Below are 13531 nucleotides of genomic sequence, written 5' to 3'. Positions count from 1 at the left end.
TCACCATCCCTAAGGCAGGCACAATAATTTTTTATATAGGACGAAACCTAATCACCAAAAGATATGAACAAGTTTTTTAATTGGATAAAAGCAGTTTTCGTAGCCATGATAAACGTTTGTTTATTGTGCGGAGCGGGGCATGTGCTTGTGTGGATAGGATTTGTATTCAACAAAACCTCGCGCGCCGGACGCAGGATAAAGCAATTTGTTATGAATAATTTGTAATATACCGGTATCTGACAAACGAAATAAAAATATGACATAAATCATCACCATTGGCAACACCCCTAAATACATACAAATGAAAAAGCTATTCTTCCTGCTCATCCTTGTCCTTCTTGTTGCCGGAGGCCTTATATACTATAAAAAATGGCGCAAGGAATTCCTGCTTGAAAAAGTTCCCCAGTTCGTATTCCTGAAGTCAGACAGCCTTTACCGGATCACCTACGACACCATCGACATAGATGAAGTAGAAGGCGAGATCGTGATCAGGAACCTGCAGCTGATCCCCGACTCTACTTACAAAAAGCCTACAGACAGCACGCTCCCCAGGAACTTATTACGCGTTAAAGTAGCTGAATTACACGTCACCGGCGTGCAAACTGATGCGGCTGTACTGAACAAAGAGGTAATAGCTACCAAGATAAAATTAACCAGGCCGGTGGTAACAATGTACAACAACCGTCGTGGCGCTAAAAACAACGACACAACGCCCACTACCGATAAAATATACCAGGTACTGCTGCGTGGACTGCAAAAGATCAAGGTAGACACCATCATTCTTGCTGATGCAGATTACCACATATGCCGCTGGCCTAAAGGCGACACTGTTTTCAGCGGTCTGAAAATAAATGCACAACTGCATCATATCGATATCAGTGATAGTACGAGCACCGATTCTACCCGTATATTATTTGCCCAAAGCGCATCCCTGGATGTCAATAAATTACTGCTACGGCGCTCCAATCAGTTGTATCATTATCAGTTCACCGATCTGACCCTGCAATCGAAGGACAGATCATTTGCAATAAAGAAGGCACAGATTACCCCTTTATTAGGCGAGGCGGCCTTTTTGCGCGCAGCCAAATGGCAAACCGACAGGTTCGACGTTGACCTGCACAATCTGCTGTTTAAAAACATAGATGTCCGGGAACTGTTGAACGGCAACCTCATCGCCGATGAATTGTCTGTTTCGAAGACGAGCTTTAAAATAGCGAGAGACAGGTCGTATCCTCTTAGAACAGTAAGCAAAGTGGGGCATTATCCACAACAGGAGCTTCTGAAAATACCCATTGATCTTGCCCTCAAAAAAGTGATTGTACAGGATGGATATATTGAGTACAAGGAAAAAGTGCCAAAAACCGGGAGCAGCGGCGTGCTGGTGTTCGACAACGTATATGCCACCCTGCACAATGTTACCAGCCGCCGCAAAGATATCCGTAAAAATAATGTCTTCACCATACACTTTAACAGCCGCTTACTTAGCAGTATACCGCTTACTGCAACGCTGAAGCTTTACTATGGCAATAATAAGGGCAGGTTTGCCGTGAACGGTAGCTTGAAGTCAACAGATGCTACCATCTTCAACCGCTTAAGCAAGCCAATGGCCATGGTAGAAATCAATTCTGGTAATATCAACAGCCTCGACTTTAATCTCATTGGCAACGACTACAACGCCAGGGGGATCGTAAGGCTGTTATACAACGATCTTAAGATCAAGATCCTGAAAAAGGACCAGGAAGAAAAAGAAATAAAAAACAGGAAAATGGTGACCTTACTGGCCAATATGGCGATCCTCGACGCCAACCCTGGCAAAAAGAATGACGTGGAACGCATTGTTTCAATTTCTCACCCAAGAGATGTTAGTGCGTCTATCTTCAATCTCATCTGGAAATCGATCTTTAAGGGCGTGCAGAACACGCTTGGTATTACCGGCGGGCTGCCTTTGTAGGGGGGGAATCGTCAGTCGACAATCGTCAGTCGTCAATTGGCAATCGTCAGTCGTCAGTCGACAACCCACCATTGTCAATCGTCAATCGGAAATACTAACTCAACAACTCATTAACTGAATAACTAAATAACTGAACTGCTCAGAACGGATACCCAATCGCGAGGTTAAAGACCAGATTCTGTTTGCGCCACTCACTATTACCCCAATCAAACTGACCCAGCACCCAGCGCTCTCCTTCCGGCAACCAGGGCTTACGAATAGGAAAAGCGAGATCGAACCGTAATACCAGGAAGTTCAGGTCGAACCGTACACCGGCGCCTGTTCCCATAGCCAGCTCATTTATGAATTTATTGGTGAATAACGAACCCGGCTTGTTTTTATCTTCATTGAACAACCACACATTACCGGCATCTATAAACACAGCTCCCTGAACAATACCAACTATCGGGAAACGCAATTCTGTGTTGAGCTCAAGCTTTATATCGCCCGGCTGTTCAGCCAGCAGTCCGGCATTTTGCGGCCCTTGATAGGTTCCAGGACCAACGGAGCGGCTTCTGAAGGCCCTTATACTGTTGTTACCGCCCGAAAAGAATTGTTTTATATAGGGCAGTGCACTCGAGTTGCCATACGGAATACCAATACCGGTAAAGATCCGGTTAGCCCAAACGCTCTTCTCGCCTACTTTCCGGTAAAAACGGAAATCGCCCTGCAACCGCGTGTATTGAGAAAACTGTTTACCCAGTATTTTGGCCGTGTCGCCTTTATTGATGTTGGCGCCCATGGCCAGTCCGGCAATATTACCCGAGAGGTCGATGCCGGCATTCAAATAAAAACCATTCACCGGCCGGTAATTAAGCACATTCGTATAGGTATAAGAATAAGACGAGCCGAGGATGAATTGCGTGTCGATCGTTGTGTACAGCGAAGGATTGTTCTTGGCGCTGTCAGTAAATTCCGAGGTAATATCAACCGGTTGAACATAATTGATCTCAATGGGATTCAACTCATGTTCTTTTTCCAATGATTCCTTCCAGGTAAACCCATAACTGCCCCTGATCGAATTCATGGTATATAACTTTTGCCGTTGCAGCACATCATACCCTAACGTTATTGTTGTGCGGGGCAGGAATCCGCCTTTGGTATTGAAGTTAAAGAAAGGCACCAGGAACCGCGGGAAGGAAAGAGAAGGTTCCAACCCGAACCGGAAGGTATTATATCCTTTGAACTGCCCGCTATATTGTAATTCGAAACCCGCCGATGCTCTTACCACAAACTGTTCGCCGCCCCGGAATGCATTACGGTTTCGCCAGGCGATGGTAACATTTGAACCGGTGAGGTTATTTGATTTGGTAAGTCCGTTCAGCTCCACCCGTAACGATTTCTTAGGCAGCCTTGTCAGGTAATAGAATGAGTTCAACAAGGCCGAATCGGTATTCGGCACTACCTCGAACCGGTTCTTCACAAACTTGAAGATATTCATGCTGATCAACCGGCTGATGCTGGCATTGTGGTCTGTACGATTGTATACATCGCCCGAGTCAAACGCCATGGACTGCTGGAAAAGTTTTGGCTTATATATTTTCCGCCTGTCAACCACATAATACCCTTTATAGAAAGTGGCGCCCCTCTTGCTGGTATCCATTTGCCCGGGCTCCAGGTTGAATCCGGTGTATATGAACACATCCTTAATGCGAAACACTTTCCTGGCATCTGCAGGCGTCTCGGGCTTAACCGTCATGAACAGATCAACCTTGTTATTGCCTACGGTTGTATCTGCTTTTACAAGCAGGTAATCGGGACTAAAGAAATAAAATCCATGTTCCTTAAGATAATTATCAATGCGTGTTCTTTCTGTAGTCACCACCTGCAGATCGAACGGATCGTTCGGCTTCAGCAGTGTTTTCGGCATTGTTTCGCGGATGGTCTGGGGCAGCACGGAACTGTCGCCTCTGAACTCCACTTTATCTATATGGTACTGATCGCTTGTTTGCACAGCATAGTCGGCAGACGCCTTTTTATTTTTTACGGTGGTATCGCCCGCTACCTGTGCATGGAAATATCCTTTATTTATCAAATAGTTTTGCAGGACCTGCACGTTGGTGTTAAGGTTCACATCGCTCAGCAGAACAGGCCGCTGCCCCCATTTTTCCCGGATCCATTTACCCGGGCCTTTTTTAGCTTTCGCAAACTTGTTGTAGATGTATAATTTAAAAGGTATGCCCAAGAACCGTTGATTAGGCACCGGCCGCGTTAATGAACTCAGCTGACTGCGCAAGGCCTTTTTCTTTTTCTTCGATACCTTATTGTCCTTAATATCTATGCGCGCACCTGTATACAATGCGTCACCGGCAGGCAGGTTTTTAGTGCTGGAACATGAATAAAGGGTCAATAAACTTAGCACCAGCAAAGCATAATATGTATATCTAGCTGTCTTCACGCCTTATGAATTCCCTGTTTTCAGGTGATGGAATATGTGTTTGGGGTGGAGCAGGTGCTTCCTGTTGCTGCTGTTGCTGCCGTTCTTCACGGGCCTCCCTGATCCGCTGGCGCCTTTCTTCACGGGCCTTTTTGCTCAGGAACAGGTTTCTGAATTTATTATAATCAAGGGTAATAATAAATCCTACGCCTGTTTCTATCACGTAACCTTCAATAACGCCTTCGTATTCATTTTTGCGGTATGCCCTTAACATGTACCGGCGGTCCCTGCTGAGGCTGTAATCAACGGCTACGTTGCCGGCAATATTACTCGAGCTGCGGTTGGTGTTTCGGGCGCCTTCCAGTTCAAAATTGCTGCCGACGGTTACCGTTAAACGGTCATTCATGAGCCGTTTCGACAGGGCCACGTTCATATCGGTACGGGTTTGGGCAGTACCCGTTGAATAATCGTCGAACGAGGTGACGTCGAAATTGATATCAACGCCCTGCACCAGATCACCGGCCAGCCGATTCAATTGTTCGGTCAGCAGTTTGCTGGCGCTTTGGCGGGCAAATGATTCGGCTGTTAATCCGCCTGCGCTGCTTTCAAACGGGTTCTCACCAACAAAGCGGTTCAACAGCAACAGGGAGAACACCTGTTTATTCAACTCTGAAGGCTCCTGCCGCAACTGGGTAAGCCGGTAGTTGATGGTAGTGGCGGTTCCTTTTGAAACCTCATTGCTTTCTTCCGGTAATTGAATGTCAAAACTGATCTGTGGTTGTAATAATTCACCCTGTAATTTCAGCAATACCTCAAACGGCAGCCGCTGCAGGTAAGCATTACGGGTATTGGCTTCTTCTTCGGCGATCTGGTTCTTTACCAGGTCCATCGGCGCTGCCTTGGTCTTATAGATAGCCGTAACATCCAGGTCGGCCTTGGTAGGCTCGCCATTCCAAACGATCTTGCTGCCCTGCTGTATTTCGAAGCGCCGCTTTAAAAAATTATAACTTAACTCATAGGCGCCATTCTGGATCTCATAGGAACCTGTAAGGGTCGTTTTACCGCTGGGATCTATACCGCCAGACAGCAATCCCTCACCCTGCATGCGAATGAAGTCGCCATTGCCTTCATCTACCACCATGCTGAATATGGCTTCTTTTTTAATTTCCAGGTTGGCAGTGATATCCAGTCCCCGTAAGCCTGACCTATTCAGGGAATCAAATCCGGCCATGGCATTGTTAAACAACGTATCGTTTTCGGGCGCATCCATATCTACAAATTGTACAATGCCCTCCCTTTTCACAACCGATGGGTCCTGCTGCGGCAATACCACCGTTACATTCGTTTTATCGGCGATGGTGATGCTTCCATCAATAACAGGTTGTTCGGCTGTTCCCTTCACTTTCATATTACTGCTGAAGATGAGCTGGCCATAATATAACCTGTTCTGTTGTTTGGTGCTGTTCATGGCGCGGAAGTTATTGGCGCGCAGCGAGAGGTCGAACCGGTATTTTGCAAAATCGGTCGTATATACCATGCCATCAATGGTGGCTTTGTTCCTGGCAGAGTCTTCTATTATAAAACTGTCGAACCGGATGCCCTGGTTATTCACGGTGATCGTTTCATCTTCAATATGGAACAAACTGTTAAGCATGCTCAGGTTCAGATTTGTTTGTTTGAAGCTGAGCGCCCCGTTCACATTTGGTTTTGCAAACGAACCCGAAACATCGAACTGACCGGTAATACGGCCTGATGCATCTTTTATGGCGCCCTGGGTTGCTCCTTCTATAGAGGCCATGTTCAATGTATCGAGCGACACTTTGAATTTGAAATCATTTCCATTCACCGGCTTCAGATAAAAATCTCCTTTCACGGTGGCATGGTTGCCGCGGCCGGTCAACAAAACATCGGCATTAATGATCTGCGGGGTGGTATTCTTTGCCTTCACAATAACATTGCCTACGGTATCGTGCTGGAAATTGAGGTTGGTGATGGTCATATCCCCGGAGAAAAGCGGTTGTGTGGTGAGGTTGTATAACAAGATCTCGCCATCGAGTGTTCCGTCCACAGCCAGCGTGTCTGAGGTAGCGAAATCTGCCAGCGTTGAGATCTGGAAACTGGTAAAGCTGGCCTCTGCAGGCGCATTCACCATGTTGCCCTGGCTTTTCAGGCTGAACTGTTGAAAGTTGTGGTTCAGCATAAAATTGGTCACGCGCAGATCGTTCTTTCCGATATGTATTTTGTTATCAGGCGCCACAGTCCACAGGTCATAATTCAATAACAGGCTGTCCGTTTTCAGGCTGATGTCATACACACCAAATTGTGGTTGGTGCATAACGCCGGGAATAGCATATTGTATGCGGCCTGTCTGGTCGTGGAAGCGGGTGAGAAAATCGACTTTGTTTTTTGCCGCATTGGCGCATACAAACGCATTGTGCACTGTATTGCCGCCGAACTGGAGTTGTTTCACGGTGGTGTTCAGGTACAGGGCACTGTCGCGAACGCCGGCATCCAGCTGCAAATCATCTATGGCCATACCGCTCATGGCTAGTATAGGCACCTGTGCGTTAGCCTGCCAGCCGCTGTCACTGGCGAAATGCGCGGTCAACTGTAACGACTGAAACCGCTGTAGCGTAGGCAGCGCGGCTTTCAGTGCAGGATTATCCCGGGCATACACAGCCATCCGGAAATTATAGGGCTTTATAATGGCCGTATCGGCTGGTTGTTTGGGCATAACCGCAAAATATGGCTGTACGGCCTGCATGAAAATAGTGCCAAGCGCTGTTAACTGATACTTGCCCGTGAGGGCTGCTTTGGCAATATCACTTTCCAAAGTGAGCCGGCTGCTGTCGCCGGACTGCCTGGCTTCCACGGTGATCGTATCCAGCTGCAAGCGGTCTTTGCCTACTACCAGTAGTGAATGAATGATCTTTACATCGCCGTGCAAACTGTCGGGATTGATACTCGGCATGTCGGCAGTGATCCTTCCGCGATACACCAGATCCTGGGGTGTTAAATTGAGCGGTTTGGTTTTAATGCTGTCGACCATAACGTCGGCCACCAGCGCCGGTTCGGCCAGGGCCAGGTTCACGCCGATATTACCGGCCAGCCGAATGTTCTCATCTATCACACTCAGGTTCGCTTTGGCCTGCTGGTCTTTGATCGTTCCATCCAGATTTATGTTTTGGTAATTGTACTTCTGAAATACTACGGAAGCTACCGTTCCTTTCAACCTGGCGTCGGCTGTTTCCAGCGTTAACCCTTTGCCCTGCGCCTCCACGTTAGCAGATACTGTTTGCAAACCGGGGTTTTTCAAGATAGCTCCTGCCTGCACCTGCTGTACCTGTACCTCCATATCGTAAGTAGCTGCCTTCACATCCTGGTAATTGGCCATAGTGCCGTTCAAGGCAATATTGCCCGAGGAAGATTTCACCTGTAAATCGGTTTGCATTTGTTGCCCGTTCCCTTTAACAGTACCTGTAAGCTGCACACTGGCAGGAATATCTATCTGCGCAAGTACTTCTTTAGGCAGGAATCGTTGGGCATCTTTCCGGGTGGTACGAACTTCTTTGATCCGCACATCGCCATACAGTTTATTTATATCGGGCAGGCCCACGATGGTACCGGCTACATCGAGCCTGGTATCGTTCCAGCCACTTACCTGTAATATGCGGGCGGTAAGCCGGTTCACGCGGCCCTGGACATCGGCATTAATGGAAAAAACGGTAGCCGGGTCACTAAATGCTGGCTGGCTCCTGAGCGCCGGAACAAAATAGAGAATGTCTTTATTGGAAACATAACAGCCGGGCAGCACGGCTTTTACCTGCAGGCTGCCAATATCTTTCTGTATGCTTTCCAGGGAAGGGTAATCGAGGTGGATGGTATGTTTTATCCGGGTGCCGGGGGTTTGCACCAACAACCGGTCGATACGCACTTTTTGGCCGGTGTACATAAAATCACCGCGCAGCTCCTGCAAGGTAAACCCGCTTTGCTCTTTGAACGCCACCTGCTGTACAGAAGCGGTTATGGAGTCTTTGTTCATTAGCACGTTACGCGCCTGAAGCGTAAGATCGCTTGCTTGCAAATGTCCATAATCCAGCACCTGTTTCTGGCGGGGCTGGTTCTCATCGTCAAACTGGAAAAATGTTTTCTGGATATTTATATTTTTCGCATTCACAAACCAGCTTTGGGCAACCACATCTTTGGCTTCTGTCTTTGCTTTTTCGGCAACCAGTTTGGCCGCAGCTGTTTTACCCATGGTTACCCGGGTTTCAGACCCCAGCAACTGAAGCTGATCAAGAATAATGCGGCGTCCATTCAGGTCAGTCGTATTAACGCGGGTGTCCAGGTTCTTCATTTTGGCGTGGGTATACAGGGCCGACACATCGTTCCTGTATTCGACATCAATGTTCTTCAGCTGCACCTGCTTCAGATTGATGGCCGGCATGGGCGCTACCGCGGAATCATTGGCTACTACGTCTTCTACGGTCACAAGCGGTTTATACTGATACAGACGGGCAGTTAAGCCATCGAGGTTTATGGCGGGTATACTAAAGACCTGCTTTTGCGGATCAAATTCACTGATCCGGCTGTCGAAATGTTTTAACTGAATGGCCCAGTCATTACCGGTGATGGTGTCTTTGTACAGGAAACGAATGTTATCGAGATACAAATGGTCAAGGCTCATTTTCAATGCGGCTGTATCTGCGGGCTGGGCGGGCTTTTTATTTTCAACTACAAAAGCGTCGATAAGAAATTGAAAGTTATATACGGTATCTGGCAACTGCCGTTTTATTTTGGCAGTCATATCCTGCAGCCGCAGGTCGCCGATGCGTACCTCATTGTTCAGCAGTTTGAGCAGCTGGATGTTGACCTTGATGCGGCCGCCATACAACAGGGTGTCTTTCGTTTTATCTTCGACATAGATCTGATCCAGGACGACGGAGGAAGGAAATCCAATACGAATTTTCCCGATCTCGAACCGGGTATCCAGCTTTTGTTGCAGCCATGCCTGTACTTTTTTACGGGCAAAATTCTGGACGGGTGGCGTTTGTACCAGCACTGCTATCAATAGCAGACCAACAAAGATCCACAGGAATATCTTCAGCGTTATTTTAGCCGCTTTCTTCACATCATTAGCTTTAGAGTACTGTATCCTTTCATCCAACAGTGAACTTCTATGGCAGCCAGGATACTTACATCGAGCGTTACGTTTATAAACTATAAATACCTATGCCATTACATGGATTGAAATAATAGTAAGTGTGAATTACGGGCAGGTTTAGCGATGTAGAAAAAAATCTACGTCGGTTATATCTTCGACTCTCCGATCTCTTTTGCTTCGTGTTTTATAATGAATACGGCTGTGTTTGTGGGTTTTATGCCTGCCCCGTGATGGATGGAGTATATTTTCGTGAACTCAGCGCCGAAATACAGGATCAGGGAAGAATAATACACCCATACCAGGATGACGATAATAGAACCGGCAGCCCCATACGTTAAACCCACATTGGAATTCCCGATATATAAACTTATCAGGAATTTACCTGCCATGAACAACAGGGCCGTAAACCCGGCGCCAACAGAAGCATCTCTCCACCGGATGGTGGCATCGGGCAGTACTTTAAAAATAATGGCAAACAGGGCGGTGATCACTGCAAAGATCAAGACCTGGTTCAGGATGTAGAACACGACTATGGTCACACTCTTGAAATACAACTGCAGCTTTTCATTCAACAGTTCCATTAACGCGTTTAATACCAGTGATACGAGTAAAATGAATCCGCAGCTAATAACCAGTGAAAATGAAATGAGGCGGTTGGTAATGAATTTGAGCCAGCCTTTTTTTGGTTTCGCCCGAATTGACCAGATATAATTGATTGATCCCTGTATTTCTACAAACACCCCGGTAGCGCCCAGAATAAGCAATACAAACCCGATGATGGCTGCCAGCACGGTCTGCTGATTCGTTTGCACATTGGCTATGATGTTCTGCACCTGCAAAGCCGCCGCGCTTCCGATCAGGTTTTTTATCTGATCATATAATTTACCTTCTACGGCTTCGCGCCCCAGAAAGATACCGGCAAATGAAATGATGATGATCAAAGTGGGTCCCAGGGCAAAAATGGTATAATAAGATAAGGAAGCACTGAGCTTGATACAGTTGTCGTCTAAAAACTCAGTAACCGACTGCTTAAAGATTTTCCAGGTATTTGCCATTATATTAATAATGATCATATCCCGTACCAGTAAAAAGAACGTTCCCGTTTAATGTGCTTATACCGGCGGCTCTTTCAATGAGTATTTGTTTCTACACCGATCACCCAGCTGAAGTAATGATTTCAACAAGAAGCAAGGCGCGTGCAATGATTTCAACAAGAAATATGGCGTGTTTGCTGGCAATATATTTTTATTACTACTACATTATTATGCAACCTAAAATTGTTCACCATGAGAAGTATATTGTATTTAATTGCAGTGATCTTAGTAATTGGCTGGTTGTTAGGTTTCTTTGTATATAGTGCAGGTGGCTTAATACACGTTTTAATCGTACTGGCCGTAATTTCGTTGATCCTTGGCTTAATGCGTAGCACGTAGTTTTATCCTTTATATAGAAAAGTCTCAATCAAAGCCAGCCCCGACGGTAGTTACGTCGGGGCTTTTTACTTTTACATGTATTGCCGCCAGCCTACTAACGCTTAAAAAACAAAAAAGGCTATCCCGATACATTCGGGACAGCCCTGTATTACCTATGTATATATGATGGAAAACCTTAGGTCAGTTGATCAGAACCTTTTCGTTCCTTGCCTCTACATCCAAAATGAACTTATATACGAACGGATCGGCTAAATTTCCACAACCATCTATCAAAGTTCCTTTTACCCCATCAGATGTTTCTAACACGTACAGGACGGCGCTATCGTGGGGGTCGGAAAAACCTTCGAAACGGAAGGAGGTGATCACTTTTACTTCATTTGGTCCGTAGAGCTTGCGGGTACTGGATGACTCTAACCCTTCCTTGGTGGCTACAAAGTCTTCTTTGTAACCATCATCAACCACTTTGCTCAAACACGACACCATGCTTTGGATATAAGGGGTTGAGCTGTTAATGTCTGCTTTCATACCGTTGAATTTGCATAAACATTATTAGAAAAACGTTTGCCACCGCATTTCAGGGTCTTTTTAACCAAAAAGTGTATTTATTTCCACACATACATGCTAATTTTCCAATATATTTTCAACAATTTGGTGTTAGATCAACATCTATAAAACAAACAGGCCAGATAAGAGATCTTACCCGGCCTGCGTTTTTGCTCTACAGTACTAAAGCCACTATTTTAGAATTATTTAGCAATTTCATGCATATCCCTGTACTTTTTGATCATGTCATGGGCATTTTTCAGGGTCGCTTTCTGACTAACGATCAATTGTCTTACATCGGTTGGCAATGGAGCGTCGGAAGAAAGTGCGTCTTCGTATGCCCGTTGAGCGGCATCTTCGCCATACTCGCAGGAGGCCAGCAAAGCGTGCCTGTCCTTACCAGTAAACATATCCTTTACGTTCATCCATGCTCTGTATAATTTACCTGAAGTAGTGGTGCCGGTTGCGGGTTCACCACCCAATCTACCTACCTGGGATGTTAACTCAATGGCATTCTGACGGCTTTCATCTGCCATCCGTTCGAAGATCGTTCTAAGATCAACGTCTACAATTTTAGTATCTTCTGCAGCTCTTGTGTAGCCTGCAGTACGATCATTATTGATTCTGATAAGATCGTTCAATACTTCAATTACTTCATTATTTTGTGCCATGTCAAATCATTTTTTAAGTTTCCAATTAATTGTAAGAATATGTAAGGTTTATACAACGTGATGCATCACACGTAATTCTGGTTAAGCCAGCATCCAACTGCTGCCGGACATATTCAGAAGGCTTACCAACTACGTATTTACTATGGATGTTCATTCATGATCCACGGCAAACACCACGTAAGCTTAATGACCCTATAGTTAATTAAAAAATTATTCCGCCCTGTTTTACAGGCAGCTATGTTACAGCAGATATTTGAATGGGAAACCGCTTCTACATTTTACTGAAGCATCGTCAACAAACTGTATTATGTAACATGGATACAAAAAACCAGGCTGATGGCATGGTAATTTTCGCCTTCATTATTGGTATTATTATTCAGCTAATTAAAAAGAACAGCTATGGCAAGATATTCAAAAAAATCGCAGAGCAGTGTGGGAAGCGCCATGCGTCGCAAAAAGAAAGGCACCTTACGTAGTGGCAGAAGTGGTAAAAAAGTAACCAGCAGTAAACAGGCAATTGCCATTGGATTATCTGAAGCCAGGAAGAAAGGTGCGAAAGTGCCGGCTCCCAAGAAAAAGAAAGCAGCAAAAAAAAGAGGAACAACGGCGAAAAAGAAAACAGCAGGTAAGAGAAGAAGTACAGCCAGGAAAAAAAGTTCATAAAAGTTAACAGCGTTGATCGGTTGATAACGTTGATACATTAGCGCGGCAATGCCGGGACTGCTCATCCTTCATCATCATCCGGCGGCTCTCACCTGCATGAATGAATATTTTTCATCTTGTTGCCCGGGCGCTGATGTTATTTTCCTGCCTGCATTCCAATTACCATTGGTATTAAAGAGGCCGTCCCCTGGCATCAGCTTCTATGATGCCATGGCAAAACACCACCATTGTGACTTGCTACTACTTCAGCTGCCCAATGACAGCCAGCAAACACTGTTGTCGCATACACAACTTTGATATCACAGGGCCTTCTCTGCAGACTAATATGCGATGCGGCTATGCAGATTATACGAAAAAAAAGTCCGGAAAGATCGCACTCATGTGAGTGTACATTCTTCCGGACTTTTGCTACTGAAGCCTTCGCGGCTTAATTATCCACCTTCAAACTATTAATTCAATGTTCTCTGTTTACAATTGACGTTACCGAGTATTCTGCCTCATTTCAATTACGGATCATGTTGAAAAGTTGGGGGATTTATGATAAAGTAGTTCTTTTGCCGAAAATTAAACGACAGGAACATTGGATAAGGAAAAACAATTATTAGGCTATTTTTTACCGGAAGGGACACTTGAATATTTTGATATAACACATTTTGTAAAAGATAAGGAAGGTTTTGTGTTGTTTTTGGA

At 45.5% G+C, this 13531-nt stretch carries 8 protein-coding genes; 3 read left to right on the top strand and 5 right to left on the bottom strand.

Features of this window, described 5'->3' with window-relative positions:
• The first annotated feature begins 301 nt into the window (after positions 1 to 301).
• Positions 302 to 1951 (top strand): hypothetical protein, encoded by a 1650-nt coding sequence (locus JUB15_RS08595; RefSeq protein ID WP_207512073.1) that lies wholly within the window; start codon positions 302 to 304, stop codon positions 1949 to 1951.
• Positions 1952 to 2090: 139 nt separating this feature from the next.
• Here the strand turns inward: JUB15_RS08595 and tamL are convergent, their stop codons facing one another.
• From tamL to JUB15_RS08580, 3 genes are all read right to left on the bottom strand, one after another.
• Positions 2091 to 4388 (bottom strand): translocation and assembly module lipoprotein TamL, encoded by a 2298-nt coding sequence (gene tamL, locus JUB15_RS08590; protein WP_207512072.1) that lies wholly within the window; start codon positions 4386 to 4388, stop codon positions 2091 to 2093.
• On the bottom strand, positions 4375 to 9498 hold the full coding sequence (locus JUB15_RS28765; protein ID WP_207512071.1) for a translocation/assembly module TamB domain-containing protein: 5124 nt from the start codon (positions 9496 to 9498) through the stop codon (positions 4375 to 4377). The genes tamL and JUB15_RS28765 overlap by 14 nt, the downstream gene beginning before the upstream one ends.
• A gap of 179 nt (positions 9499 to 9677) precedes the next feature.
• Positions 9678 to 10604, bottom strand: a complete 927-nt coding sequence (locus JUB15_RS08580; protein WP_207512070.1) for a YihY/virulence factor BrkB family protein — start codon at positions 10602 to 10604, stop codon at positions 9678 to 9680.
• 213 nt (positions 10605 to 10817) lie between these two features.
• On the opposite strand from JUB15_RS08580, the gene JUB15_RS08575 reads away from it, so the two are divergent.
• Positions 10818 to 10964 carry a lmo0937 family membrane protein gene (locus JUB15_RS08575; RefSeq protein ID WP_205511687.1) on the top strand — a complete coding sequence of 49 codons (147 nt, stop codon included), beginning with the start codon at positions 10818 to 10820 and terminating at the stop codon, positions 10962 to 10964.
• A gap of 180 nt (positions 10965 to 11144) precedes the next feature.
• Here JUB15_RS08575 and JUB15_RS08570 read toward each other — a convergent pair whose 3' ends face one another.
• Together JUB15_RS08570 and JUB15_RS08565 are read right to left on the bottom strand one after the other, a co-directional pair.
• Positions 11145 to 11489, bottom strand: coding sequence for a hypothetical protein (locus JUB15_RS08570; protein WP_207512069.1), 345 nt, complete (start codon positions 11487 to 11489; stop codon positions 11145 to 11147).
• A 221-nt stretch (positions 11490 to 11710) separates the two neighbouring features.
• Positions 11711 to 12178 carry a ferritin-like domain-containing protein gene (locus tag JUB15_RS08565; RefSeq protein ID WP_207512068.1) on the bottom strand — a complete coding sequence of 156 codons (468 nt, stop codon included), beginning with the start codon at positions 12176 to 12178 and terminating at the stop codon, positions 11711 to 11713.
• A 399-nt stretch (positions 12179 to 12577) separates the two neighbouring features.
• Here JUB15_RS08565 and JUB15_RS08560 point away from each other — a divergent pair, with 399 nt between their 5' ends.
• A complete protein-coding gene (locus tag JUB15_RS08560; protein WP_207512067.1) occupies positions 12578 to 12841 on the top strand; it encodes a DUF6496 domain-containing protein in 264 nt (87 codons plus the stop codon).
• The last annotated feature ends 690 nt before the right edge of the window (positions 12842 to 13531 follow it).

The sequence above is a fragment of the Longitalea luteola genome (assembly GCF_017356035.1).
Classification (GTDB): domain Bacteria; phylum Bacteroidota; class Bacteroidia; order Chitinophagales; family Chitinophagaceae; genus Niastella; species Niastella luteola.
This window is presented reverse-complemented; position numbering and strand designations above follow the sequence as displayed.

Bases quoted from the DNA above. Each gene is read 5' to 3' on its own strand.
- JUB15_RS08595 (WP_207512073.1), top strand. From the start codon at position 302: ATGAAAAAGCTATTCTTCCTGCTCATCCTTGTCCTTCTTGTTGCCGGA.
- JUB15_RS08580 (WP_207512070.1), bottom strand. From the start codon at position 10,604: ATGATCATTATTAATATAATGGCAAATACCTGGAAAATCTTTAAGCAG.
- JUB15_RS08575 (WP_205511687.1), top strand. From the start codon at position 10,818: ATGAGAAGTATATTGTATTTAATTGCAGTGATCTTAGTAATTGGCTGG.
- JUB15_RS08570 (WP_207512069.1), bottom strand. From the start codon at position 11,489: ATGAAAGCAGACATTAACAGCTCAACCCCTTATATCCAAAGCATGGTG.
- JUB15_RS08565 (WP_207512068.1), bottom strand. From the start codon at position 12,178: ATGGCACAAAATAATGAAGTAATTGAAGTATTGAACGATCTTATCAGA.
- JUB15_RS08560 (WP_207512067.1), top strand. From the start codon at position 12,578: ATGGCAAGATATTCAAAAAAATCGCAGAGCAGTGTGGGAAGCGCCATG.